The 26,366-nt window shown below is 62.3% G+C and carries 19 protein-coding genes; 15 read left to right on the top strand and 4 right to left on the bottom strand.

Features of this window, described 5'->3' with window-relative positions:
* The first annotated feature begins 31 nt into the window (after positions 1 to 31).
* Together KLP40_RS10400 and KLP40_RS10395 are read left to right on the top strand one after the other, a co-directional pair.
* Positions 32 to 1,432, top strand: a complete 1,401-nt coding sequence (locus KLP40_RS10400; RefSeq protein ID WP_215593715.1) for a HAMP domain-containing sensor histidine kinase — start codon at positions 32 to 34, stop codon at positions 1,430 to 1,432.
* A gap of 341 nt (positions 1,433 to 1,773) precedes the next feature.
* The gene (locus tag KLP40_RS10395; RefSeq protein ID WP_215593714.1) at positions 1,774 to 2,721 is read left to right on the top strand and encodes an NAD(P)-dependent alcohol dehydrogenase; all 948 of its coding nucleotides are present in this window, start codon (positions 1,774 to 1,776) and stop codon (positions 2,719 to 2,721) included.
* Positions 2,722 to 2,910: 189 nt separating this feature from the next.
* Here KLP40_RS10395 and KLP40_RS10390 read toward each other — a convergent pair whose 3' ends face one another.
* Positions 2,911 to 3,339 (bottom strand): EamA family transporter, encoded by a 429-nt coding sequence (locus tag KLP40_RS10390; protein ID WP_215593713.1) that lies wholly within the window; start codon positions 3,337 to 3,339, stop codon positions 2,911 to 2,913.
* Positions 3,340 to 3,574: 235 nt separating this feature from the next.
* On the opposite strand from KLP40_RS10390, the gene KLP40_RS10385 reads away from it, so the two are divergent.
* From KLP40_RS10385 to KLP40_RS10330, 12 genes are all read left to right on the top strand, one after another.
* Positions 3,575 to 4,393 (top strand): SDR family oxidoreductase, encoded by an 819-nt coding sequence (locus tag KLP40_RS10385; RefSeq protein ID WP_215593712.1) that lies wholly within the window; start codon positions 3,575 to 3,577, stop codon positions 4,391 to 4,393.
* A 244-nt stretch (positions 4,394 to 4,637) separates the two neighbouring features.
* The gene (locus KLP40_RS10380) at positions 4,638 to 7,289 is read left to right on the top strand and encodes an MGH1-like glycoside hydrolase domain-containing protein (RefSeq protein WP_215593711.1); all 2,652 of its coding nucleotides are present in this window, start codon (positions 4,638 to 4,640) and stop codon (positions 7,287 to 7,289) included.
* Positions 7,290 to 7,507: 218 nt separating this feature from the next.
* Positions 7,508 to 8,122, top strand: a complete 615-nt coding sequence (locus tag KLP40_RS10375) for a cyclase family protein (protein WP_215593710.1) — start codon at positions 7,508 to 7,510, stop codon at positions 8,120 to 8,122.
* A 93-nt stretch (positions 8,123 to 8,215) separates the two neighbouring features.
* A complete protein-coding gene (locus KLP40_RS10370; RefSeq protein ID WP_317196768.1) occupies positions 8,216 to 9,274 on the top strand; it encodes an NADP(+)-dependent, decarboxylating phosphogluconate dehydrogenase in 1,059 nt (352 codons plus the stop codon).
* A gap of 170 nt (positions 9,275 to 9,444) precedes the next feature.
* Entirely contained in the window at positions 9,445 to 12,015 is a 2,571-nt protein-coding gene (locus tag KLP40_RS10365) for a type IA DNA topoisomerase (protein WP_215593708.1), read from the top strand.
* Between the two features lie 177 nt (positions 12,016 to 12,192).
* Positions 12,193 to 13,134, top strand: coding sequence for a hypothetical protein (locus tag KLP40_RS10360; RefSeq protein WP_215593707.1), 942 nt, complete (start codon positions 12,193 to 12,195; stop codon positions 13,132 to 13,134).
* An 11-nt stretch (positions 13,135 to 13,145) separates the two neighbouring features.
* The gene (locus tag KLP40_RS10355) at positions 13,146 to 13,370 is read left to right on the top strand and encodes a DUF2905 family protein (protein WP_215593706.1); all 225 of its coding nucleotides are present in this window, start codon (positions 13,146 to 13,148) and stop codon (positions 13,368 to 13,370) included.
* Between the two features lie 521 nt (positions 13,371 to 13,891).
* Positions 13,892 to 15,322: a glucuronate isomerase gene (gene uxaC, locus KLP40_RS10350; protein WP_215593705.1), complete on the top strand. Its 1,431-nt coding sequence runs from the start codon at positions 13,892 to 13,894 to the stop codon at positions 15,320 to 15,322.
* 134 nt (positions 15,323 to 15,456) lie between these two features.
* Complete coding sequence (locus KLP40_RS10345) at positions 15,457 to 16,467, top strand: sugar kinase (RefSeq protein WP_215593704.1); 1,011 nt, start codon at positions 15,457 to 15,459, stop codon at positions 16,465 to 16,467.
* A gap of 86 nt (positions 16,468 to 16,553) precedes the next feature.
* Entirely contained in the window at positions 16,554 to 17,213 is a 660-nt protein-coding gene (locus KLP40_RS10340) for a beta/alpha barrel domain-containing protein (RefSeq protein WP_215593703.1), read from the top strand.
* A gap of 202 nt (positions 17,214 to 17,415) precedes the next feature.
* Positions 17,416 to 18,774, top strand: coding sequence for an MFS transporter (locus KLP40_RS10335; protein ID WP_215593702.1), 1,359 nt, complete (start codon positions 17,416 to 17,418; stop codon positions 18,772 to 18,774).
* A gap of 318 nt (positions 18,775 to 19,092) precedes the next feature.
* A complete protein-coding gene (locus KLP40_RS10330) occupies positions 19,093 to 20,634 on the top strand; it encodes an aldehyde dehydrogenase family protein (RefSeq protein ID WP_215593701.1) in 1,542 nt (513 codons plus the stop codon).
* A gap of 290 nt (positions 20,635 to 20,924) precedes the next feature.
* Here the strand turns inward: KLP40_RS10330 and KLP40_RS10325 are convergent, their stop codons facing one another.
* A complete protein-coding gene (locus KLP40_RS10325) occupies positions 20,925 to 21,860 on the bottom strand; it encodes a hypothetical protein (RefSeq protein ID WP_215593700.1) in 936 nt (311 codons plus the stop codon).
* A gap of 142 nt (positions 21,861 to 22,002) precedes the next feature.
* Between KLP40_RS10325 and KLP40_RS10320 the strand changes: the two genes are divergently transcribed.
* Entirely contained in the window at positions 22,003 to 22,185 is a 183-nt protein-coding gene (locus KLP40_RS10320) for a hypothetical protein (RefSeq protein WP_215593699.1), read from the top strand.
* Between the two features lie 39 nt (positions 22,186 to 22,224).
* Here KLP40_RS10320 and KLP40_RS10315 read toward each other — a convergent pair whose 3' ends face one another.
* Together KLP40_RS10315 and KLP40_RS10310 are read right to left on the bottom strand one after the other, a co-directional pair.
* Positions 22,225 to 24,069, bottom strand: coding sequence for a prolipoprotein diacylglyceryl transferase family protein (locus KLP40_RS10315; RefSeq protein WP_215593698.1), 1,845 nt, complete (start codon positions 24,067 to 24,069; stop codon positions 22,225 to 22,227).
* 451 nt (positions 24,070 to 24,520) lie between these two features.
* Positions 24,521 to 26,038, bottom strand: a complete 1,518-nt coding sequence (locus KLP40_RS10310; protein ID WP_215593697.1) for an SDR family oxidoreductase — start codon at positions 26,036 to 26,038, stop codon at positions 24,521 to 24,523.
* Positions 26,039 to 26,366: the final 328 nt, after the last annotated feature.

The raw sequence follows: 26,366 nt of genomic DNA, 5'->3' as shown, positions 1-26,366 counted from the left end.
CACATTTTCCACATTCCACCCCATTTGCTACATGTCTATTCGTACCCGGCTCGCGCTGCAGTTCGCCGTTATTCTGGTGCTGACGCTGCTGCTGTTTTCGGCCGTGATATACTTCTTTACCTACCACTCGCGGCGGGAGGCATTTACCGACAGCCTCTTTGCCCGGGCCCGGATTGTGGCCCACGTTTACCTCGACGGCACCCGCCGCGAGGATGAAGCCAGCCGCACAACGTACCGGCGCTACCTGCGGCAGTTTTACCGCACCCTGCCCGAGGAGGAAGTCCGCGTGTTTGACGCCCGCAACCGGGTGGTGTTCAAGGAGGGGCGGAGCGGCCGCGAGGTGGTGCCAGGGGCGTTGCTGGAGAAAGTACGCAGCACCGGCCAGGACGTGCTGCTCGAAGACGGTTTCCGGCAGACCGTGAGCCTGCTCTACCGCGACGCGGCCCGGGGCGACTTCGTGGTGGTGGCTTCGTCGGTGGATTCGGACAGCCGGCTCAAGCTCAACGACCTGCTCACGGTACTGACCTTCGGACTGCTGGGCTCCTTTGTGCTGGTGGGCATCGGGGGGTGGTTTTTTGCCGGCCAGGCCCTCAAGCCCATGCAGCGCATCGTGAAGGAGGTAGACAGCATCACGGCCTCCGACCTGCACCGCCGCCTGAGCCAGACCGAAGGCCTCGATGAGGTGTCGTTGCTGGCCCAGCGCTTCAACAGCCTGCTCAACCGCCTCGAAACGGCGTTTGCCGGCCAGCGCACCTTTGTGCGCGACGCCTCCCACGAGCTGCGCACGCCCCTGGCCGCCATTATCGGGCAGCTGGAAGTGGCCCTGCTTCAGCAGGAGCGTAGCCCTCAGGAATACCGCCGGGTACTGCAGGGCACCCTCGATGCGGCCCGCCTGCTCAAGGACCTCACCAACGGCCTGCTCCAGATTGCCCGCGCTTCCGACGACCCGTCGCAGGTACCGCGCACCCTGCTGCGCCTCGATGAGCTGCTGCTGCAGGCCCACGAGGAAGTGCACCGCCGCCACCCCACCTGCCGCATCGACCTGGATTTCACGGAAACGCCTGCCGCGCGCCGTCCCGTTCCGTTCGAGGTACTGGGCAACGAGGCGCTGCTGCTGTCGGCGTTTCTCAATATTCTGGAGAATGCCTGCAAATTCTCGGTCGGTACTACCGTTCCGGTGCTGGCCACGCTGGCGGCCGGCCGCCAGCACGTGCGCCTCACTATTCAGGACCAGGGGCTGGGCATGACGGAGGCCGACCGCCAGCAGGTATTCGTGCCCTTTTTCCGCTCCGAGGCCGTGCGCACCGTGCCCGGCCACGGCATCGGGCTGCCGCTCACGGCCAAGATTATGGAGCTGCACGGGGGCAGTATCCGGATCGTAAGCCAGCTGGGCCAGGGCACGGCCGTGACGCTGGAACTGCCGGCGGCCTGAGCCGGCCCCGGAATTTTAATGACCTTTTCACTTCCTTTTAATGGGAGCTTAACCCGGCCGGCGTACCATTGCTGTCAGAATGGTCCAGCGGCTGTCTGCCGGTGCCGCCCTTCCGTTGTAAGTCGCCGGCTGCCGCAGTTCCGGCTCGCGGCCCAAACCGATATGGAATATCATCGGGCGTAGTCTGAGGGGAGTGCGCTATCGATGTGTAAAACCGTCATTCTCTTTGAGAATGGCGGTTTTTTTTGTGCTGGAAGAGGAGAAGTGAAGCTTTTTTACAACGCCCGACCCGGTGCTTTGCGTAAGGAATCAGCATTGACTCTCCCCTAACAAATAAACTGATGAACGCCATTTATTTTGAAGAATACGGCCCGGCCGATGTACTGCGCTACGGCGAACAGCCCACCCCCACCCCCAAGCCCCACCAGATTCTGGTGCGCGTGCGGGCCAGCAGCGTAAATCCCATCGACTGGAAAGTGCGCCAGGGCGACCTGAAAATCATGACGGGCCAGAAGTTTCCGAAAATTCCGGGCCGCGACGTGGCCGGCGAAGTAGCCGCCGTGGGCAGCAACGTCACCCGCTTCAAGGTGGGCGACCGGGTGTACGGCATGCCCAACGACGGCACCGGCGGGGCCAACGCCGAATATGCCCTGCTGGCCGAGCCCGTGGCCGCCTTCATTCCCGACAACCTGAGCTTCGAACAGGCGGGCGCCGTGCCGCTGGCTGCCCTCACGGCCCTGCAGGCCCTGCACCACCACGGTCAGCTGCTCTCCGGCGACCGGGTGCTGATTAACGGCGCTTCGGGCGGCGTGGGCTCTTTTGCCGTCCAGATTGCCAAGGCCCTGGGCGCGGGCGAAGTAACGGGCACCTGCGGCCCCGAAAACATGGACCTGGTTCGCAGCCTGGGCGCCGACCACGTCATCAACCACCAAGAGCACGACTACGTGCTGAACCTGAGCCAGTACGACGTGATTTTCGACGCCGTGGGCAAGAGCACCTTCGTGGCCAGCCAGCAGGCTCTGCGCCGCAACGGCCGCTACGTGACCACCACCCCCGACCCCGCTACGGTGCTCACCGACAAGCTGGCGGCGGCCTTCTCTACTAAATCGGCCCACGTGTTCCTGGCCAAGGAGCGCGGCACCGACCTGGCCCTGATTTCGGCCTGGCTGCAGGCCGGCACCGTGCGCATTATCATCGATAAAACCTTCCCCTTATCGGAAACCGCCGCCGCCCACCGCTACAGCGAAACCGGCCACGCCAACGGCAAAATCGTGCTCACGGTGGAGTGACGTGGTGAATGCGTGAATGCGTGAATGAATGAGTGAAGCGGAACGTCATCCTGAGCGGAGCGAAGGATCATATCACGTTAAAAACGAGTCGTAAAAACGATTATCGTTTCGGCCTGATAGGGTCCTTCGCTCCGCTCAGGATGACGTTCCGCTTCACTCACTCATTCACGCATTCACGCATTCACCACGTCACTCTTCCGCGCCTGAGAAGGCGATGAGAATGGCGCCGCCGGCCATCAGGACGGCGCCGGCTACCAGCTGCCAGGTGACTTTCTCCTTGAGAAAGAATACGGCCAGCACGATGGCGAAAACCAGGGAAATTTTGTCGAAGGAGGCGGTGCGGGAGGCCTGACCCAGCTTGAGGGCCTGGAAAGAGAACAGCGACGAAAGGCAGGTGATAACGCCGGCGGCAATGAGGAACAGCCAGGTGCGCCGGTCGATCTGCTGAACCTGGCCCAGATGACCCTGCCAGGCCACCACGCCCCAGGCCACGCTCACAATCAGGACCGATTGGATGGCGAAGGCCAGACTCGATTCAATATTCTTGACGCCTACTTTAGAAAGCGTCACGACAATGGCGGCCGACAGGGCGGCCAGCAACGAAAAAACAATCCACATACAGCTCACAAAACAATGGTCCTGACCCATACGCAACCCACCGCAGTTGGTGGCGCGCCGAAGGTAAAATGGCTGTCGGATGCGGGGCAGGAAACAGGAGGCCGGAAAGGGAAGAGGAAATAATTCGGGCTATTTTGTTTGCTTACTCGTTGATAGTCAGGGCTTCATTGAAAGTTCATGTAACCAAAGCGCAAAAAGGGGAGTCTAGCTAAGGGAACCCTATACCACTTTCCGCATGGCTACTCCCGCATCTTCGCACCGACTCCAGAATCAAATTGCCCTCGTCACGGGCGGCAGCTCCGGCATTGGGGCGGGCGTGGCCCGGGCCATGGCGGCCGAAGGTGCTACCGTCATCGTAAACTACGCCCATAGCGCCGACGAGGCGGCTTCCGTGGTGAAGGAAATTACGGAAGCCGGCGGTAAGGCCATTGATTTCAAGGCCGATGTGAGCAAGGAGGCGGACGTGCTGCGCATGTTCGACCACATCCGGGAGCAGTTCGGCACCCTGCACATTCTGGTCAACAACTCCGGCATTCAGGTCGATGCCAAGTTCGTGGATATGACCCTGGAGCAGTGGCAGAAGGTGATGGACGTGAACCTGACCGGCCAGTTCCTGTGCGCCCGCGAGGCGGCCCGCGAGTTTCTGCGCCGCGGCCCCGAGCCCGAAATTTCGGCGGCCCTGGGCAAAATCATCTGCATGAGCTCGGTGCACGAAGTCATTCCATGGGCCGGCCACGTGAACTACGCCACCAGCAAGGGCGGCATTATGCTGTTGATGAAAAGTATGGCTCAGGAACTGGCGCCCCATAAAATCCGCATCAACAGTATCGCGCCCGGCGCCATTGCCACGCCCATCAACCTTACCGCCCGCGACACGCCCGAGGAGGAGCGCGACCTGCTCACGCTCATTCCCTACGGCCGCATCGGCCAGCCCGCCGACATCGGTAAAGTAGCTGTCTGGCTCGCCTCTGATGAAGCCGACTACGTCACCGGCACCAGCATCTTCGCCGATGGCGGCATGACCCTGTATCCCGGTTTTGCGGATAATGGTTGAGTAGGGTCTTGGGGGCTTAGGGTCTGGGATGACGTTCGGGCTTGATTCATAGCCTGGTGTTATGCCTGCTCAATTATCCCAGCCCCCCAGCCCCTAACCTCTTGGCCCCGGAGTTAACGTGTGCTACCTCTTTGACGCCGAATTCCTGTCCGGCGACCCACTTCTTTATAGATAGGGGGCGGGGGCGCGACGTTGAACAAATCAGAACCTCATCCAAGACCCCCAGTCCCCAAGACCCCAACCAATGAACCAGGAGCAGCAGCGGCAGCAGGAATTGCGGGAGGAGAAGGCGGCCTGGCACCGGTTCGGGCCCTACGTGTCGGACCGGCAGTGGGGCACGGTGCGCGAGGATTACTCGGCCGACGGGCAGCCCTGGCGCTACACTACCCACGACATGGCCCGCAGCTACGCCTACCGCTGGGGGGAGGAGGGCTTCGGGGGCGTCTGCGACGAGAAGCAACTGCTGTGCCTGGCCCCGGCCTTCTGGAACGGGCAGGACCCGATTCTGAAGGAGCGGCTTTTCGGCCTCGCGGGGCCCGAGGGCAACCACGGCGAGGACGTGAAGGAGCTGTACTATTACCTCGACAACACGCCCACCCACAGCTACATGCGGATGCTCTACAAGTATCCACAGCACGCCTTTCCCTACGACTGGCTGGTGCAGGAAAATGCCCGCCGGGGCCGCGAAAAGCCCGAGTTCGAGCTGGCCGACACCTGCATTTTCAAGGAGAACCGCTACTTCGATATTTTCATCGAGTACGCCAAAGCCGGCCCCGACGACCTGCTGCTCCAGCTCACGGTACACAACCGCGGCCCCCAGGAAGCGCCCCTGCACGTGCTGCCCCAACTCTGGTTCCGCAACACCTGGGCCTGGGGGCACGAGAGCTACCGCCCCACCCTACGCCCGGCCGAGGGCGCGGCCGTGGCCATCGACCACGGCAGTCTGCCCGACTTTCAGCTCTACTACGACCAGCCCGCTGGCCAGCCCGCCGACCTGCTCTTCTGTGACAACGAAACCAACGCCGCCGCTCTGTTTGAGGCCCCCAACGCCTCGCCCTACTGCAAGGACGGCATCAACAACTACCTGCTCCACGGCCAGACGGCGGCCGTAAACCCGGCCCAGGTGGGCACCAAGGTGGCCGTGCACTACCAACTCCGCATTCCGGCCGGGGAGAGCCGCACGGTGCGCCTGCGGCTGGCCGCGCCGGGCCTGACTGACCCGTTCGGGGAGTTTGACGGGCTGCGGGAACTGCGCCAGCGCGAAGCCGACGCCTACTACCAGGACCTGCAGGCGGGCCTCGAAAACCCCGACGCCCGCCTCGTGCAGCGCCAGGCCCTGGCCGGCATGCTCTGGAGCAAGCAGTTCTACTACTACGATGTGGCCCAATGGCTGCGCGGCGACCCGGCCCTGCCCGCCCCGCCCGCCAGCCGGCAGTCGGGGCGCAACCATAGCTGGCCCCACCTCAACAACGCCGACATCATCTCGATGCCCGACAAGTGGGAATACCCCTGGTACGCGGCCTGGGACCTGGCTTTCCACTGCCTGCCGCTGGCCATGGTGGACGCCGATTTCGCCAAGAATCAGCTCCGCCTGCTCTGCCGCGACTGGTACATGCACCCCAACGGCCAGCTGCCGGCCTACGAGTGGAAGTTCGACGACGTAAACCCGCCGGTACATGCCTACGCCACCTGGCGGGTGTATAAGATGGACCAGAAGCAGCGCGGCGGCCTCGGCGACACGGCCTTTCTGGAAAGCGTATTTCACCGGCTGCTGCTCAACTTCACCTGGTGGGTGAACCGCAAGGACCGCAACAACCACAACGTGTTCGAAGGCGGCTTCCTGGGCCTCGACAACATCGGCGTGTTCGACCGCTCTGCCCCGCTGCCCACCGGCGGCCACATGGAGCAGGCCGACGGCACGGCCTGGATGGCCATGTTCGCCCTGAACATGATGCGCATGGCCCTGGAGCTGGCCCGCACCAATCCGGTGTACCAGGACCTGGCCAGCAAGTTCTTCGAGCATTTCCTCTACATCGCCCAGGCCATGGGCAACATGGGCGACCAGCGCATCGACATGTGGGACGACGAGGACGGCTTCTACTACGATGTGCTGAACACGCCCGAGCACGGCCGCTTCCCGCTGCGCATCCGGTCCATGGTAGGCCTGATTCCGCTCTTCGCCGTGGAAGTGCTCGACACGGCCACCCTCCAGGACGTGCCCCAGTTTGTGTACCGCCTCAACTGGTTTCTCGACAACCGTCCCGAGCTGGCCGCCCTGGTCAGCCGCTGGCAGGAGCCGGGCAAGGGGCAGAGCCACCTGCTGAGCCTGCTGCGCGGCCACCGCATGAAGCTGCTGCTGCGCCGCATGCTCGACGAAGCCGAGTTCTTGTCGGAGCACGGCGTGCGGGCCCTGTCGCGCTATCACCGGGAGCATCCGTTCGTGTTCAGCACCGCCGATGGCGTAAACGCGGTGGTGCAGTACGAGCCGGCCGAATCGACCACGTCCCTGTTCGGGGGCAACAGCAACTGGCGCGGACCCGTCTGGATGCCCATGAACTTTCTGATTGTGGAGTCGTTGCAGCGCTTTTACCACTACTACGGCCCCGATTTCAAGGTGGAATACCCCACCGGCTCGGGGCAGTACGCCACGCTGCTGGAAATCTCCCGCTCGCTCACCGAGCGACTCACGGCCCTGTTTCTGCGCGACGCCAACGGTCGGCGCCCGGCCTTGGGCTCCAACGCCCAGCTCCAGAACGACCCTCACTTCCGCGACCACCTGCTCTTCCACGAGTACTTCCACGGCGACACCGGCGCGGGCCTCGGCGCCAGCCACCAAACCGGCTGGACCGGCCTCATTGCCAAGCTCATGCAGCCCCGCCACGGCAACGGCGAATAGCCTGCTGGTTGCTGGTGAGGAGTGATTGGTTGTCAGTTGCCAATAAGTACAACCTCAACAGAACGTCATTCCGAGCGCAGCCGAGGCATCTCGCGTGCTGACGTTGAGTTACCAGCACAACAGCAGCACGCGGGATTCCTCGGCCGCGCCTTGGCCCGGAATGACGTTCCTTTTCCTTAACAACCAACAACCAACAACCAACAACCAACAACCAACGCATGAACTGGCTCGATTTCACGACGACGATTTCCGACGGCATGGCCTACTGGCCCGATAACGCCCCGGTCCACATCAAAAAAACGCTCAGCCTGGCCGCCGGCGACGCGGCCAACGTGACGGAAATGAGCCTGAGCGTGCACACGGGCACCCACGTCGATGCGCCCCTGCACTTCCTGGCCGACGGCGGCGACGCCACCACTCTGGACCTGCACACGCTCATGGGCCCGGCGCTGGTGGTCGAAATTGAGGACCCGCAGTTCATCACGAAGGCTGAAATCGAGCACCTGAAGCTGGGCAAAGGCAGCCGGGTGCTGTTCAAAACCCGCAACTCCCGCCGCCAGTGGGCCACCGCGCCCTTCGACCCCGATTTCGTGCGGGTGCGCGCCGATGCCGCCACCTGGCTCCGCGACCAGGGCGTAGTCTGCGTGGGGGTGGATTACCTTTCCGTGGGCCCCGCCGATACCCACCACATTCTGCTTGAAGCCGGTATCAGCGTCATCGAGGGCCTGGCCCTGCAGCACGCCGAGCCGGGTGAGTACGAGCTGATCTGTCTGCCCCTCAAGATTGCCGGCGCCGACGGAGCCCCGGCCCGCGTCATTGCCCGTCGGCGGTAGGGCAGAAGTGAATGAGTGACTCGGTGAATGAGTGACTCGGCACCTGGCAGTCCGCTGCTGCGGGGCACTCCCGCGCCGCAACAATGAAACTTCCTGTACGCACTGGGTTGCTCATTCACCGGGTCACCCTTTCACTCCTTCCCTCATACACAGATGAACAAAACGCAAATTGGCGTCATTGGCTTAGGCAAAATGGGCGCCGGCCTGGCCCAGCAGGCCGCTGAAAAAGGCTACTCCGTGGTCGGCATGGATATTCGCCCGCGCCCGGATCTGGAAACCGACAACCTGCACGTGGTCACCACCATTGCCGAGCTGGCTAAAGGGCTGGAACGCCCGCGCAAGGTGTTCCTCTATATCCCGGCCGGCGCCGCCGTAGACGGCCTCATCGACCAGCTGCTGCCCCATTTCGAGGCCGGCGACATCATCGTGGATGGCGGCAACTCCTACTGGGGCGACTCCATCCGCCGGGCCGAGCGCCTGAAAACGCAGGGCATTTACTTTATCGACTGCGGCACCAGCGGCGGCCCGGGCGGCGCGCGCACGGGGGCCTGCTACATGGTGGGCGGCGAGGCGGCGGCCGTCAGCCAGCTCCGGGACTTCTTCGTGGAAACGGCCGTGCCCAACGGCTTCCTGCACACCGGCCCGGCCGGCTCGGGCCACTACGTGAAGCTGGTGCACAACGGCATCGAGTTCGGCATGCTCCAGGCCATTGGCGAGGGCATGGGCATGCTCACCCATTTCCGGGACGAGCTCGATATCAGTGCCATCCTGGGCCTCTGGAACAACGGCTCGGTGGTGCGCTCCTGGCTGGTGGAGTTGATGAAAAAGATGTACGACGAGCAGGACCAAAGTTTCAACGTGCCCAGCTACATCGAGGACACCGGCGAGGTGAACTGGCTGGTTGCCGACGCCCTGCGCATGGAAGTGCCCATTCCGGTTATTGCGCAGTCGGTGATGCAGCTCTTTACTTCCCGCGACCAGAACCCCACCTGGGCCAAGGCCATTGCCATGATGCGCCACGGCTTCGGCGGCCACCCCTACGGCGAAGACGCCGGCATCCGGCACGAGCGCAACTTCGGCCGCGTGGGCGAGTACGAAATGCCCCGCCCCGCCCCGGCCGGAAGCCCGGTCAAACCAGACCAGGGGCCGTAAACTACAGCGCAACCTACGCCGGAAGGACCGGGAAAAGGTTGCGGGCCCGGTGGAAACGCCCCGGAAGGCGGGGGCTCCCACCGGGCCCGCGACCTTTTCCCGGCCTATCTTTGTTGATTCCCCGCTGCCCCCCGAATCAGCGAAATCAGCGACCCAAATCAGCGTAATCCGTGATTGTTTGCATTGCCGAAAAGCCCAGCGTAGCCCGTGAAATTGCCCAGGTTCTCGGGGCCGACCGCCGCCTGGACGGCTACTACGAGGGCAATGGCTACCAGGTGACCTGGACGTTCGGCCACTTCTGCCAGCTGCGCGAGCCCGAGGACTACCGCCCCGAGTGGAAGCGCTGGAGCATCCACGATTTGCCCATGCTGCCCGAGCAGTTCGGCATCAAGCTCATGCGCCGCGACGACGGCGTGGTGCGCCAGTTCACCGTCATCAAAAACCTGCTGGCTACCGCCGACGAGGTAGTGAACTGCGGCGACGCCGGCCAGGAAGGGGAGGTGATTCAGCGCTGGGTGCTGCTGGAGGCCAAATACCGCAAGCCCACCAAGCGCCTCTGGATTTCCTCCCTCACCGAGGAAGCCATCCGCCAGGGCTTCCAGAACCTGCGCGAGGGCTCGGAGTTCGACTCGCTCTACCAGGCCGGCAAGAGCCGGGCCGTGGGCGACTGGCTGCTGGGTTTGAACGCCACCCGCCTGTTCACGCTCAAGTACGCCCCCGGTCAGCGCCAGGTGCTCAGCATCGGGCGGGTGCAGACGCCCACGCTGGCCCTGCTGGTTGACCGCTACCACGAAATCCAGAACTTCCGGCCCGAGCCCTACTGGGTGCTGCGGGCCGAGTACCGCAGCACCCTGTTCAGCCACGTGGCGGTGGTGAAACCGGGCAAGGACGACGACGAGCCCGACGAAAAGGCCCGCCTCAAGGCCCGCGGCTACTTCGTGACCCAGGAGGAGGCCGACGCCGCCCTGGCCCGCGTGACCGGCCAGCCGCTGACCGTCACCAGCGTCATCATCAAGAAAGCCCTGGAAAGCCCGCCCGCGCTGTTCGACCTGACCTCTTTGCAGGTGCAGTGCAACAACCAGCTGGGCCTCTCGGCCGAGGACACGCTCAAGACGGTGCAGGGCCTCTACGAGAAGAAGGTGGTGAGCTACCCCCGCGTGGATACCACGTTTCTGCCCGACGACCAATACCCCAAAATTGCCGGCATCCTGCGCGGCCTGGGCGGGTACGCGGCCCTCACGGCCCCGCTGCTGGCAGCCCCCAAAATCCGCAAGAGCGCCAAGGTCTTCAACAACAACAAAGTCACCGACCACCACGCCATCATCCCGACCGGGGCCAGCGCAAACGGCCTCGGCGGCCACGAGCAACGGGTCTACGACATCATCGTGCGCCGCTTCCTGGCCGCGTTTTACCCCGACTGCGAAGTGTCGAACACGACCGTAACGGCCGACGTGGCGGGCCTCACGTTCCGGGTCCGGGGCCGGCAGATTCTGAGCCCCGGCTGGCGCGAAGTGTACGGCGACCCGGAGAAGCAGCAGGCGCCGGGCCAACAACCAAGAACCAACAACCAACAACCAGAAGATGATGACGTGGTGGGCACCGTGCTGCCGGCCTTCGTGAAGGACGAATCGGGTCCCCACCAGCCCCGCCTCGACGCCAAGCAGACCCAGCCCCCGCGCGACTACACCGAGGCCATGCTGCTGCGCGGCATGGAAACCGCCGGCCGCAACGTCGACGACGACGAGCTGCGCCAGGCCATGAAGGAAAACGGCATCGGCCGCCCTTCCACCCGCGCCGCCATCATCGAAACCCTGTTCAAGCGCGGCTACATCGTGCGGGACCGGAAGAAAATCGTGCCCACGGCCACCGGCATCGAGCTCATTGGCCTCATCCGCAACCCCACGCTCAAATCGGCGGAGCTCACGGGCCAGTGGGAGAAGAAGCTGCGCCAGATTGAGGGGGGCGAGCTGAACCAGGACCAGTTTCTGGGCGAGCTCAAGCAGCTGGTACGCGAAATGGTGCAGGAAGTGAAGCAGGACGGCTCCGGTAGGGCGATTAGCACGGTGGCGCCGCCAGCGGGTTCCGTGGCTCTTGCGGGAAAGGGAGCCACGGCGGGCAAGGCCGCGCCCGCTCGCCCAACAACTAACAACCAACAACCAGCAACCAAAGAAGGGCTGGGCCCCTGTCCGGTTTGCAGCTCCGGGCACGTGTTGCGGGGCAAGGCGGCGTTTGGCTGCTCGCGCTGGAAGGAAGGCTGCCAGTTCCGGCTGCCCACCGAGTTCGAGGGCAAGAAAATTACCGATAAACAGGCCGCCGACCTAATCAAAAAAGGGCGCACCCAGGTGATGAAGGGCTTTCTGGACGACGATGGCCACAAGTTCGATGCCGCCATCCGGCTCACGTCCGCCCGCACCCTGGAGCTGGTGCGCGCCGCCGAAAGCAAGCCCACCACCGCCCAGGACCCCGGCCAGATACCCTGCCCGGTGTGCCGCCTGGGCCAGATGCTGCGCGGCAACAGCGCCTGGGGCTGCTCCCGCTTCCGTGAGGACTGCCAGTTCCGCGTGCCCTTCACCTGGGGCGGCAAAACCCTCACCGACACCCAGATGAACCTGCTCCTGCGCAAAGGTAAAACCGGCGTCATCCGCGGCTTCCTCTCCAGCAAAACCGGCAACCGCTACGAAGCCGCCCTGCAGGTAGGGGCCGAAGGGCGCATTGAGCCGGTGTTTGATAATAAGGGGTGATGCAGGTGATACGCGAGGCCAAAAGACCGTCATGCTGAGCGCAGCCGGAGGCGGAGTCGAAGCATCTCTACCGCTTCGTCGCAATCGACATGATTAGCCTTGCAATAGAGATGCGTCGCTTCCGCTCAGCATGATGGTCTTTTTGTTGATTCCATAGTTATTTATAAGTCCAATTCTATGCCTCCTCACCTCGGTAAAACCATCTTCCTGCTCGGCCTGATTTTACTGCTGTTCGGGATTTTGCCGCTGCAAATAGCGGCGCAGGAGTATATTCCCGGCCAGATTGCGGCCATAAAAACGGACGCGCAGGTGCTAGAGCTTATCCGTCCGTTTGGCTGGGAATTCGAAGAAGCAATCTTGGGCGATTCGGCCGTGTCGGCGTACCAACCGTATCGTTCCACCCGGTTTGCGGTGCGGGGAGCACAGACGTGGTTTAAGGCCGATTTCGACCACAACGGATTGCCCGATTTGCTGGTACTGGCCCGGCGCAAGGATATTCCGTTTGTGTTTTGCGTGCTGGATACGGGGACCAAATTCCAGGTAGTGCGCAATTTTTATAACGCCGTGAAACGTCGTCAGCCCGTGGCCCGGGTAGTTGCGCGCGGTGGTCAGGACCTACTGAAATACGCTGATTTTGCCAGAAGGAGAGGAGGGAGGGGGCAATTGGTAGGCCGTCGCATTTCGCTATTGAGCTTCGTATCTGGTGGATTCGTAGAATATAACTCCCAGCCTGTTCCTCGCCAGATTAGACAGCTCACATACGAAAGCAGTTACTCCTACCATCAAACTATTCATACCCGCATTGCAGTAAGAGGAGACTCTATTCAGTTCTGGGAGCAACGTACGGATAGTCGTGACAGCACTCAGAATTCACTAGCTCAACAGCGAAAACTACTGACGCCCGCGCAACGGCAGCGGCTCATTCAATTACTGTCTTATATCAATTATTCTGCCCTGCGAAGTAGTTACGGCAGCATTCATGTTAATCATACCCCCTATGTTGAGTTAATGGTAGAGGATGAGCGTGGGAAAAAGAAAAACATAGATGATCTGAATGGAATGGGGACTTTGGGGTTGCGGCGGCTATATGCCTTGTTGCATGAATTGGGTAGACCTTAAGACCATCTTGTATGCCTCCCCATGTCGGTAAAACCCTCTTCCTGCTGGGCCTGATGCTGCTCGGGGCGCTGCTGTGGCTGGGCGGCGGGAGCCTGCTGGGCTGGTTCGGGCGGCTGCCGGGCGACGTGCGGGTGGAGCGGCCGGGCTTCCGGCTCTCCGTGCCCTGGGTGTCGATGCTGGTGGTGAGCGTGGTGCTGAGCGCGCTGCTGTGGCTGGGGCGGAAGCTGGGCGGGTAGGGGAAATGCTATTTTGCAGCGCGTAACGGGCAGCCAGACCAGCCCGAAGTAGTAGCCAAATGCCGCGCAGCAATACCCTGGCCGCAGCTTTCGGGCTGGCGCTTTTTCCTGCATCCGGAGCAGCAGCCCATGCGGGCAGGCTGTTCTGCCCGGCAAGACCGTATTCGAAACCGCAAAACCGGTCTGGGGTCCCGCCGCCCGTACCGTCGAGCCCGCCATCATTGCTTACCGCCCAGGCGGCTAACGCGCCTGCAGCCCGGCGCCCGGCGCCACTCCGTCGGACTACTGCCGCCACGAAGCGCAGAGGATGCTGCGGCTCTGGCTCGGTGCCGCCACGAGCGCAGCATAACGAAAAACCACCCACCAACAACCAACAATGAAACCCCGGCTACCGGGAACGTTTGCGTAGAGTAAATATGCGTGCAGGCGCCGGAAACGCCATCTATTGGGCAGGGAACCCGGTATCTTTAACCGACCCATCCTTCCCCCCACCGGGAACCACCCACTGGTTTTTGCCGCTTATGAAGCCCTTTCTCAACGAGGATTTCCTGCTTCGGACCGCTACGGCCCGCACGCTCTACCACGCGTATGCCCAGCAGATGCCCATCATTGATTACCACAACCACCTGCTGCCCGACCAGATTGCCGAGGACCGGCAGTTTGACACCATCACGCAGGTGTGGCTCTACGGCGACCATTACAAGTGGCGGGCCATGCGCACCAACGGCGTGCCCGAGCGCTACATCACCGGCGACGCCTCCGACTGGGAGAAGTTCGAAAAATGGGCCGAAACCGTGCCCCAGACCGTGCGCAACCCGCTCTACCACTGGACGCACCTGGAGCTGCAGCGCTACTTCGGCATCACGGAGCTGCTGAATCCGGCCTCCGCCCGCCGCATCTACGACCAGTGCAACGCCCTGCTGCAAACCCCCGGGTACTCGGTGCGCAACCTGCTGCGCAAGATGAATGTGGAGGCCCTCTGCACCACCGACGACCCGTCTGACTCCCTGGAGCACCACCGCGCCCTGCAAAGCAGCGGCTTTGAAATTCAGGTGCTGCCCACGTTCCGCCCCGATAAGGCCATGGCCGTGGAGGACGCCGCCACCTACAACGCCTACCTCGACAAGCTGGGCCAGTCGGCGGCCGTGGACATCCACACCTACCACGACCTGCAAACGGCCCTGCGCCTGCGCCACGACTACTTCGCGGCCCTGGGCTGCCGCCTTTCCGACCACGGCCTGGAGCAGCTCTACGCCGCCGACTACACCGACGCGGAAATCAACGATATCTTCCTCAAAATTCGGGGAGGGGCGGAGCTGACCGCCGCTGAAGTGGTGCTGTTCAAATCGGCTCTGCTGATTCTGCTGGCCGAAATGGACTGGGAAAAGGGCTGGACCCAGCAGTTCCATTTGGGCGCGCTGCGCAACAACAACGCCCGCATGCTGCGCCAGCTCGGCCCCGATACCGGCTGGGACTCCATCGGTGACTTCTCGCAGGGCCGGGCGCTGTCCCGCTTCCTCGACTGCCTCGACGGGCAGGACAAGCTGGCCAAAACCATCCTCTACAACCTCAACCCCGCCGACAACGAGCTGATGGCCACGATGGTGGGCAACTTCAACGACGGTTCGGTGGCCGGCAAGGTGCAGTTCGGCTCGGGCTGGTGGTTTCTGGATCAGAAGGACGGCATGGAAAAGCAGCTCAACGCCCTCAGCAACATGGGCCTGCTGAGCCGCTTCGTGGGCATGCTCACCGATTCGCGCAGCTTCCTCTCGTACCCGCGCCACGAGTATTTCCGCCGCGTGCTCTGCAACCTGCTGGGTACCGATGTGGAAAACGGCGAGCTGCCCGACGACCTGGAGCTGCTCGGGAGCATCGTGCAGAACATCTGCTACCACAACGCCAAAGCCTACTTCGGCTTCGAGAAAGTGCCTGCCGAACCGGCCGCGGTGTAAGTGTAAAATGAACGTCATTCCGAGCGTGCGAGGAATCTCGCGTGCTGACTTCGGAGCTAGCGTTACAACGTCAGCACGCGAGATTCCTCGCACGCTCGGAATGACGTTCTCACATCCCCAGCATCATCCTACACATGAAGCAAGTCGTCACCTTTGGTGAAATCATGATGCGGTTGTCGCCGCCGTTGCAGAACCGCTTGTCGCAGGCCAGCTCGCTGGATATCACCTACGGCGGCGGCGACGCCAACGTGGCTGCCGGGCTGGCCTACCTGGGCGTGCCGGCCGCCCACGCCGGCTGCTTCCCCGATAACGCCGTGGGCCAGGCTGCCGCTCAGCACTTCCGCGGCCACGGCGTGGACATGCAGCACTGCGTGTTTCGGGGGCAGCGACTGGGGCTGTATTTCCTGGAAGTAGGCGCTTCGCTGCGGGCCAGCCGCATCGTGTACGACCGCTACGATTCGGCCTTCGCCAACCTGCAGCCCGAGTGGTTTAACTGGGACGAGGTGTTCCGGAACGCTCAGTGGCTGCACTGGACGGGCATCACGCCCGCCATTTCGGCCACGGCGGCCCAGGCCACCCGCGAGGCCATTGCCGCCGCCCGCCGCCTCGGCCTCACCGTCTCGGCCGACGTGAACTACCGCCGCAACCTGTGGCAGTACGGCCAGCGCGCCCAGGACGTGATGCCCGAGCTGGTGGCCGGCTGCGACCTGGTAGTCTGTACCGAAGGCGACGCCGAGGACCTGTTCGGCATCAAAGCCGCCCCCGATACCGACAACAGCTTTGTGTCGATGAGTGAGCAGCTGATAGCACGGTTTCCGCAGATCCGGACGGTCATTGCCACCCGCCGCGACACCCGCAGCGCCTCGCATGAGCGCATCCAGGGCCTGGCCTTCAGCGGCGGCGAGTACCACGAAACCGAGTTCTTCGACATCAACCCCGTGGTGGACCGCATCGGGGGCGGCGACTCTTTCATTTCGGGCTTCATCTACGGCCAGCTGACCTACGCCACGGTGCAGCGGGCCCTCACGTTTGCCGTGGCCGCCTCCGCCCTCAAGCACACCATCCCCGGCGACATCAACCTGGTAACCCCCGCCGAAGTCGAGCACATCGTGGCCGGCAACACCACTGGCCGCCTACTCAGATAGTTGTTAGTTGCTGGTTGTCAGTTGTCAGTGAATCAATCCACTGACAACTGACAACCAGCAACTAACAACTAATAACTAACTGCAAAATGCCCCGCTTCTCTCCCGAACATATCCTCGAAACCGTGCTGCGCTACCCGGTGGTGCCGGTGTTCTACCACGCCGACGCGGCATTTGCCCAGCAAATTCTGGCGGCCTGCTACGCGGGCGGGCTGCGCGTGTTTGAGTTTACCAACCGGGGCAGCAATGCCTTTGATGTATTTGAGCAGCTGGTGGCCTACGTGCACGACCACTGCCCGGATATGCTGCTGGGTATCGGGACCATTTACACGGCGGAAGAGGCCAAGCGCTTTATTCAGGCGGGGGCCGATTTCGTGGTGCAGCCCTGCCTCACGGCCGACGTAGCTGATGCCTGCCGCCGCAACGATACGCCCTGGCTGCCCGGCACCATGACGGTTTCGGAAGTTTTCCAGGCCACCCGCCTGGGCGCGGCCATCGTGAAAATCTTCCCCGGCAACGTGCTCGGTCCGGGCTTCATCAAAAGCCTGCGCGGGCCGATGCCAAGCGTGCCGCTGATGGTAACCGGCGGCGTGGAGCCCACCGAAGCCAGCCTGCGTGAGTGGTTCGGGGCCGGCGTGAATGTGGTGGGTATGGGTTCCCAACTCTTCAAGAACCCCAACGATACCGAGGCCCTCAGCCGGCAGATTGCCGACCTGCTGGCCTTTGCCCAAACCGCCGTGTCATCCTGACCGCCGTGTCATCCTGAGCGCAGCGAAGGACCTTCTCACGCCTGAACGAGCCGTGCTAACGGGATAAGGTCCTTCGCTCCGCTCAGGATGACAGCGCTAAATGCCCTGAAACGGCCAAATACCCCGACAGCGCCGGTTGCCCCAACGGCCGGCTGCTCCAAATTTCCTTTCCAGTATCAGCCCCCGAATTCCCATGAGCGCCATGATACAGACTTCCGCCGCTGCGCCCCCGGCCGCACCGCCGACTACCGGCCTCGGCCGCTACCGCTGGACGATTTGCGGGCTGGTGTTTTTCGCCACCACCGTCAACTACCTCGACCGGGCCGTTATTTCCCTGCTCAAGCCTTACCTCGAAGTCGAGTTCAAGTGGAACGCGGGCGACTACGCCAACATCGAAATTGCCTTCAAGCTGGCGTATTCGCTGGGTATGCTGGGCGTGGGGCGGGTTATCGACAAGCTCGGGACCAAAATTGGCTACGCGCTGTCTACTTTTCTGTGGAGCCTGGCCGCCATTGGGCACGCGTTTGTGAGCAGCACGCTGGGGTTCTCGGTGGCGCGGGCGTTTCTGGGAGTTACGGAGGCCGGCAACTTTCCGGCAGCCATCAAAACCACGGCCGAGTGGTTTCCGCAAAAGGAGCGGGCTTTGGCTACCGGTATCTTCAACTCGGGCTCCAACGTGGGGGCCATCATTGCCCCGCTCACGGTGCCGCTCATTGCCGAAACCATCGGCTGGAAGTGGGCTTTCGTGATTACCGGGGCGCTCGGGTTCGTGTGGCTGGCCTTGTGGTTCTGGCTGTATGAAGTGCCCGCCCGCCAGGCCCGCCTCACCCAGGCCGAGTTCGACTACATCCACAGCGACGTGGACGATCAGGCCGCCGCGGCCATTACCACCGAGCCTAAGGTGTCGTGGTTTAAGCTGCTCACTTTCCGTCAGACCTGGGCCTTCGTGCTGGGCAAGTTCCTGACTGATCCGGTGTGGTGGTTTTACCTGTTCTGGCTCCCCGATTTCCTCAGCAAGCAGTACGGCCTCAAGGGCACCGATATTGCTTTGCCCGTGGCCATGGTGTACCTGCTCTCGAGCGTGGGCAGCGTGGGCGGCGGCTGGATTCCGCTCAGCTTCATCAAGCGCGGCTGGGCTCCGTTCCGGGCCCGCAAAACCAGCATGCTGCTCATTGCCTTGTGCGTGTTCCCGATTGTGTTTGCCCAGCAGCTGGGGCAGGTGAATATGTGGCTGGCGGTGCTGGTAATTGGTATTGCGGCGGCGGCCCACCAGGCCTGGAGCGCCAACATCTTCACCACCGTGTCGGATATGTTCCCGAAGAAAGCTGTGGCCTCGGTGACGGGTATCGGGGGCATGGCCGGGGGCTTCGGCGGCATTGTGCTGTCGGCGCTGGTGCAGAAGCGCATGTTTGTGTACTACGAAAGCATCGGGCAGCTCGATAAGGCCTATTTCATCATGTTCTGGATTTGCGGCGCGGCCTACCTGCTGGCCTGGGTGCTGATGCACTTTCTGGCTCCCCGCATGAAGCGCATCGACCTCGACGCGGCTCCTGCGGCCTAACTCTCCTTGCTTTCTGAGCTATGAAAAGGCTACCTGTCTTGCTGGCCCTGCTGGGGCTGGCCGGGCCGAAACGGGAACGGGGCCGGTGCTCGACCTGGAACCCGTAGATTTTCACCAGGGCAGCCCGTTGTTTATTGGCTCCCCAGAGCTGGTAGCCAGTCTGTTAGCGGAAACGGCGGAGTCCAACTAAAACCCGTAGAAATTCCAGTTGGTTGTTAGTCCGCGTGCGGGCAAACCGCCCGCAGCGCTTACCTTGACGCGCACGTTCTCCCCGGGGCCGCGGTTGCCGCCCTCCGAAACCCTACACTTTCTTTCCCCATGGCAAAAATGATTTCCCCGCAGGTGGAGTTTGGCTTCCTGCTGCAACAGACCAAAGCCGCCGCCCCCGAAATCTTCACCCCCGACGGCAACGGCTTCCTCAACCTCATGGAAGGCCGCTGGCAGGAGCCCGGCAAACCCCGCGAGTTCATCTCGCCCATCGACGGCACCCAGCTCGGCTGGCTGCCCATGCTCGATGAAGCCACCGCCCTGCGCGCCGTGCAGGCCGCCAAAAAAGAAGCCGCCGACTGGGCCCGCGTGGACCTCGATGAGCGCAAGCGCCGCGTGCAGGACTGCCTCGACCAGCTCCGCCCGCAGGTGGAGCTGGTGGGCAAGCTGCTGATGTGGGAAATCGGCAAAACCTACAAGCTGGGCTTCACCGACATCGACCGCGCCATCGACGGCGTGCAGTGGTACGTGGACAACATCGAAAGCATGCTCGGGCAGCGCAAGCCCCTGGGCCTAGTCAGCAACATTGCCTCCTGGAACTACCCCATGTCGGTGCTGCTGCACGCGGTGCTGGTGCAGGCCCTGTGCGGCAACGCCGTGATTGCCAAAACGCCCACTGATGGCGGCTTCATTTCGCTCAGCCTGACCTTCGCCATTGCCCGCCGCTGCGGCCTGCCCGTGACGCTGGTCAGCGGCTCGGGCGGGGAGCTCAGCGACGTGCTGGTGAAGAATGACGCCGTGGACTGCCTCAGCTTCGTGGGCGGGCGCTACAACGGCCGCAACATTGCCGACGCCCTGGGCCAGAACGACAAGCGCTACATGCTGGAAATGGAAGGCGTGAACACTTACGGCATCTGGAATTACTCCGACTGGGACGGCCTGGCCGAGCAGCTCAAGAAGGGCTACGACTACGGCAAGCAGCGCTGCACGGCCTACGTGCGCTTCGTGGTGGAGCGCCGCTTGTTCCCGCAGTTCGTGGAAACCTACTGGAACACCATCAAGAACCTGAAAGTGGGCAACCCCACGCTCGTGGATTCGGCCGACGACCAGCTGCCCGACCTGGCTTTCGGGCCCGTCATCAACCGCGCCCAGGCCGAAGACCTCGACCGCCTCTATCAGGACGCGCTCAAAACCGGCGCCACGCCCATCTATGAAGGCAAGCTGGATGAAAGCCTGTTCCTGCCCGGCCAGGACCGGAGCGCCTACCGCGCCCCCCGCGCCCTCGTGAACCTGCCCCGCCAGAGCGAGCTCTACTTCAAGGAGCCCTTCGGCCCCATCGACAGCATCGTGCTCGTGGACCGGGTGGAGGAGCTGGTGGGCGAAATGAACATCAGCAACGGCGCCCTGGTGGCCGCCCTGGCCTCCGACGACCAGAAGTGGGCCGCCCGCACCGCCAAGGAAGTGCGCGCCTTCAAAGTGGGCCTCAACAAGCTCCGCAGCCGCGGCGACCGGGAGGAAGTGTTCGGCGGCCTCGGCGAGTCGTGGAAGGGTGCCTTCGTGGGCGGCGCCCTGCTGGTGGAAGCCGTCACGGAAGGTGAAAAAGCCATCCTGGGCAACTTCGAAGATGCCACCCTGCTGCCGGAGCACATCTAGCCCCGGCCGGTTAGGTAGCGGTTTCGTGAACGGTATGCCTGATCGTAGAGACGCATAGTTGCGTCTCCTTGTACGCGTCGTTATTACGTCGTCGCTCAACGTGAGACGCAACTATGCGTCTCTACAGCAGCCGGGTTGCACTGTTCACGAAACGCCGGCCAGCCCCGGAAAAACCGGCCGCTGCCCCCGGCACCTCAGGCCCGTTAGCAGCGAAAAGCCCCGCCGGAAGCTGCATGCTTCGGGCGGGGCTTCTTTACTGTTACATGTTTATTTTAGCTATCGGTAGTTATCTAATACACAGATTCATTTCTGACCTTAATGTCGTATTCTTCTAGCTTGTGCTTGAAGTCGAGCCATTTTTTATTGCTAAGGGTAGTGGCTGAGAAGGTTTTGCTTTTAAAGTCATGTGTAATTATTCTTAGTATATTTGGTAAATTTCCATTCTGCTCAAATACGATTTCTCGTATATTTTGCATATTATACAATTCTTTTTTCCAAAATATGATGTGATTTACGATGATTAAATCGTTATTTAATATTTGAAAATAATTCATGAATGATGTTATACAAATTAGAAGCAAAAGCAGTAGTGAAAATACAATTCCTAAGAACATAAAACTGTCACTGTTTCCGGCTAATATTATATATAAAAAAAATATTGCTAAAGACCAGAATGAAATTCCAGTGAAAGATAATAGTTGATGTCCCTTGAATGAGTATAGAGAATTATCATCTGATGAAATATAATTGATATGTTCGGGTGAAGTGCCTTTGTTTTTCTCAAAAATTTCTGCCAAAAAAGATTTTATCTCCCACGTATTAGAATACATATCATCAAAAATATATCTTGATTTATCATCGTTGAATATTAATTCAGCGCCTTCCTTGGGAAGGTTTATTATATGATTAAAAGGTTGTTTTCCTGATAAATTTATTTTATTTATTTCGGATATTAAATAGTTATGATTATTAAAATAGATGTTTTTTGAGTTTAGCTTTATCAAGGGTGTATTATTAAAATATGTATATATGTTATAAATAAAGGAGATATAGAAAATAAAACCAACTACTAAAAAGAAGTAGCTATTATCTTTTGATTTATCCTCATTAAGAGAGAATATTGCGCCTGAAACAAGTAGGCTTCCTAAAGCGAAATACAAGAAAGATGTAATTATCAGCGGTAGATAAAATTTAGAAAAACGCCTTTTCGATACGATTGTTTTCATGAATCCGAATTAGATAGCAAAAGAAGAGAGGTGATTTTATGGTCTGGCAAGTCTAGCGTATTTGCCTCAGAATCAAAATTAGCTTTCTAAATGAATTCCACAAGCCAACGCACCAGAACAATCACTCGACCCACCTCCACCCATGCGCCCACTTCTTCCGCTACTCCTGTTGCTGGGGCTGCTGCTGGCCCGGCCGGCGGCCGCCCAGAGGCCCTACCACGTCCTCGACTGGAAGGCCCCGGCCACGCTCAGTACCTACCTGCTCCAGCAGCTGCACGGCCAGTACGATGCGCGCCGCCGCGCCGGGGCAGCTGCGTGGCAATAACCTAAGGCTGCCAGGCGTGCAGCCCGGCTTTCGTCCTGGTTACCTGCGGGGAATTCGGTAGCCCAGCCGCAGGCCGGCCTGGCGCTGGTTGGGGTTGCCGAGCAGTAGGAACGTGCTGGCCTGCCAACGGTCCGAAAACTGCCCCTGCGCCTCCACGAAGCCCGACCACCGGCTTTGTCCCGGCAGGATTTCGTAGTCTTTGGCCGTGGCGGCGCCGGCCAGCAGCTGCCAGCGCGAACCGTTGAAGCCAGTGCCCAGGCCCAGTCGGTGCTGGGGGTTGGCCGAGCCGTAGCCCAGGAAGTTATATTCAGCCAGCCCGTACACGATTTTGCGGGGCCCGATGCGCACGGAGGCCTGCACGTCCAGCGCGCTCTGCTCGTCGCCGAAATTGATGCGATGGAAGCCCAGACTACCCACCATGAGTCCTGCCCCGAAGCCCACCCAGTGACGCTCCATACGCATGTAAGGGTTGATGGCCAGGATGAGTGAGCGCGCCCTGTAATCAGGCGCGAAGGGGACAGTATCGGGCAGCAAAACGCGCTGCTGATCGGAGCCCGCGTGCAGGCGTACGCCGTACGTGTTGCCGCCCCAGTCCGGCTGATCGGGGGTGTGGTAAACATTGCTGGACGAAACATCGAGGGTACCGGTGGTGTAGCGGTGGCGGTAGGCCAGCAGCTGCGAGGAACCGCCGCAGCCCCCGCTGCCCGTGTTCTGGAGCCGCTCGAACGAGCCGGTACTCAGGCTCCCACTGATAGTAGTGAATCGTTCGTGATGCGTACTGTCGGCTACGGGGGCCTGGCTGGTGAGCACGAATACGGTGCAGGCCAGCCCCAGGGGCAGGGCCACGCGGGCGGGCCGGGCGGCCTCGGCGGCCCCCAGCAGCAGGGCCCCGCCTTCGAGCACCACCACGGCCAGCAGCAGGGTTTTGATAACCAGCACTTCGGGCCGCACCAGGGCCACCGGACCCAGCCAGGCCGTGAGGGCCAGCAGGGCCGCTACGGCCAGCAGGTTGCGCACCGGGTGTTGAACCGGGCCGGTTTCGGGGCGCCGCACGGAGCCCCGGCGCACCCGCCAGACCCAAAGCGCCAGTACGGCCGGGCCCAGCAGCAGCAGCACCCACTGCACCTGCTTGAGGGCCAGGCCGGCGTGGCTATGCATGGCGCTGCCCGCCTGCTCACCGGCCGGGTCGCGCCAGAACTCAATCAGGAACCGGCCCGTGAGCAGCAGCCCCAAATGAAGCAGGCGCTGGCTGCCCCCGGGCCAGGTGCGCCGCCGGCTCATCAGCAGCACCAGGGCCACGCCCGCGCACAGCAGCAGGGAGTAGAGCTGGGTAGGGTGCACCGGCAGCGAATGCGCCGCCCCGCGCGGAAGCTGGCCCTGCACGGCCTGCACCAGGTAGGGCAGCGTATCGGGCGGGTAGGTAAAGCCCCAGCCGCCCGCCGTGGCTTCACCGAAGCAGCAGCCCGTCAGGATGCAGCCCAGGCACTGCACCACCAGGGCCGCGCACATGGGCAGGGTAAACGCATCGAACACGTGCCAGCTGAAGCCAAAGGGCCGGCGCAGGGCCAGCAGCGTGAGCGTGCCCGCCAGGGCTCCGCCCAGCACCGTGCGCGCCTCCGAAGCCGGCCAGCGGCCGGTGTGCAGCAGGCTCTGCCACTCGGGCGCGGTGAGGGCCAGCAGCTTGGTGCCCAGAATAAAGGCCAGGGTGGTGCAGGCCAGCACCACCAGCCAGGGCCGCAGCGCGTAGCCGCGCCGCCACCCTTCCCACACCAGCAACGCCAGGTTGAGGGCGAAGGCCAGCACGTAAAACGGGGTGTAGAAATCGTAGTGCGGGTCGGCCGGCACGGCCAGCGTCCAGGCCGGAGCAAGCGTAGATAGGAGCATAAGCACGGGAATGAATTGGGGAAGTAATAACCAGCCGCCGGCGGCAACGGGCGAAGTAAGCTAAGCAGAAATAAAGAGGCCGCCGCCCGGACCACAAGTAGGATTTCGGCGACGGCCCGGATCAGGAAGTAAGGATGGGTTGGTAACGGGGAGCTTGGGGAAGCCGGACACGGGAATAGGGGGATGACTACTGCTGACAAGGTAGCGCCACGCCCGCGCCTCCCGCCAACCAGAATAGCCGCTATTCAGACTTTACCTTTCGCGCCGAAAACCCTGTAAAGACGGTTTTACCGCCGGTAGCCCGGCTTTTAGCAGACTTCTGGGCGGGTCTGCGCCGCCCGCCGGACGCGCCATCCGGGCAATTCGGGGCTCAGGGCGGAAGCCGCCGCGGAGCTTGTTGGGCTCAGCTGCGGGGCTCTGGCCGGCTGACGTGGGCAGGCAGCGGCGCGGGCTAGGAAAGGCGAACCGGCGAGGACACGGCCGGACCGGATCCGGCAGTCCGGCCCGGGGAGGCCGTCGGCTCGTCGTACTGCACGATGTTCTCAATCATGCCCTTGAAAATAATGAAGTGAAAGGGCACCAGCGAATACCAATACAGGCGGCCGGCCAGGCCGTGGGGGCGGAAGGCGGCCAGCTGCTCCAGGGTGTGGGAGCCGTCGTCGTTGGGCCGCACCTGGAACTGAAGCCAGGCTTCGCCGGGGAGCTTCATTTCGGCGTAGAGCAGCAGGCGGCCCCCGGCGCGGTCGGCCACGAGCACGCGCCAGAAGTCGAGCGGGTCGCCGGCGCGCAGGTCGGTGGGGGAGCGGCGGCCCCGGCGCAGGCCCACGCCCCCGGCCAGCTTATCAAGCAGGCCCCGGATGCGCCAGAGCCAGTCGACCTTGTACCAGCCCCGCTCGCCCCCGATGCTCCACACGTTTTGCAGCACCTGCTGGGGCGGGCGGGTGAAGCGCAGCGTCTGGCGGTCCTGCAGCAGGCCATAGCGCGGAATCTGAATGTGGTCCATCAGGTGCTTCTTCATCACCCCGCTGCTGAGCGCGTCGCTCCAGCTGCTGACCACTTCGTTCTGCTCGATGCGCTGGAAGGCCAGGCGCACGGCCGCGGCGTAGCTCATGCAGGGGTGGGGCACCACGGCCGCAATGCTGCGGGCGGGGTCGGCCACGGTGTCGTTGCGCAAACTCTCCACCAGGCTCTGGGCCAGCGAGAACGTGGTGCTCGTGACCAGGTACAGCCACCACGACGAGAGCCGGGGCGTAAGCACGGGCACCGTGATAATGTAGCGGCGCAGGCCCCGGGCCTCGGCCAGCCCGAGCAGCATCTGGCGGTAAGTGAGCACGTCGGGCCCGCCGATATCGAAGGAGCGGCCCCGGGCGGCGGGGTTGTCGAGCACCTGCAGCAGGTAGTGCATCACGTCGCGGATGCCGATGGGCTGGCAGCGGGAATTGAGCCAGCGGGGCGTCACCATCACGGGCAGCTTTTCCACCAGATCCCGGATAATCTCGAAGGAGGCCGAGCCCGAGCCGATGATGATGCTGGCCCGCAGCACCGTGAGCCGGGCCGTAGCGGCCTGGCCGAGCACCTTCTCCACGGCCTTGCGGGAGCGAAGGTGTACGCTCAGGGCCCGGTCGTTGGCAATGCCCGAAAGGTAGATGACCTGCCGGCAGCCGGTGCCGTTGAGGTAGCCCACAAAATTGCGCGCCGATTCCTGCTCGAGGCGGTAAAAGTCTTTGTCGTGCCCGCTCATGGAATGCACCAGGTAGTAGGCCGCATCGATGGTACGGGGCAGATCAGTCAGGGAATCGGGCCGCAGCAGGTCGCCTTCGGCCACGCTGATGTTGGCGCGCAGGCCTTCGGGAAACTCGAAGCGGCGGGCGTCGCGCACGAGGCAGACCACATGATGGCCCGCGGCCACGAGCAGCGGCAGCAGGCGCTGGCCAATGTAGCCGGTGGCCCCGGTGAGCAGAATGTTCATGGCGTTGACGGTTAGCTGGTAGCGGCTGGCTGCGGGCTTAGGTGCTGGCGGCCAAGGCCGGAGCTTTGCGCCGGGGCCTCGCTAATTCAACTGTGGAAGCGCGCTGCAGGTTATGGGTGCGGGCCTAAGGTTTGGGGGGAAGAGGTGAGAAAAACGTCATTCCGAGCGAAGCCGAGGAATCTCGCGTGCTGACGGAAGGTTTCGCGTGCTGACGGAAGGTTTCGCGTGCTGACGGAAGGTTTCGCGTGCTGACGGAAGGTTTCGCGTGCTGACGGAAGGTTTCGCGTGCTGACGGAAGGTTTCGCGTGCTGACGGAAGGTTTCGCGTG

The organism is Hymenobacter piscis (assembly GCF_018760735.1).
In the GTDB taxonomy this organism is placed as follows: domain Bacteria; phylum Bacteroidota; class Bacteroidia; order Cytophagales; family Hymenobacteraceae; genus Hymenobacter; species Hymenobacter piscis.
Note: the sequence above shows the minus strand (reverse complement) of the source record. Positions and strands in the feature narration are given on the sequence as shown.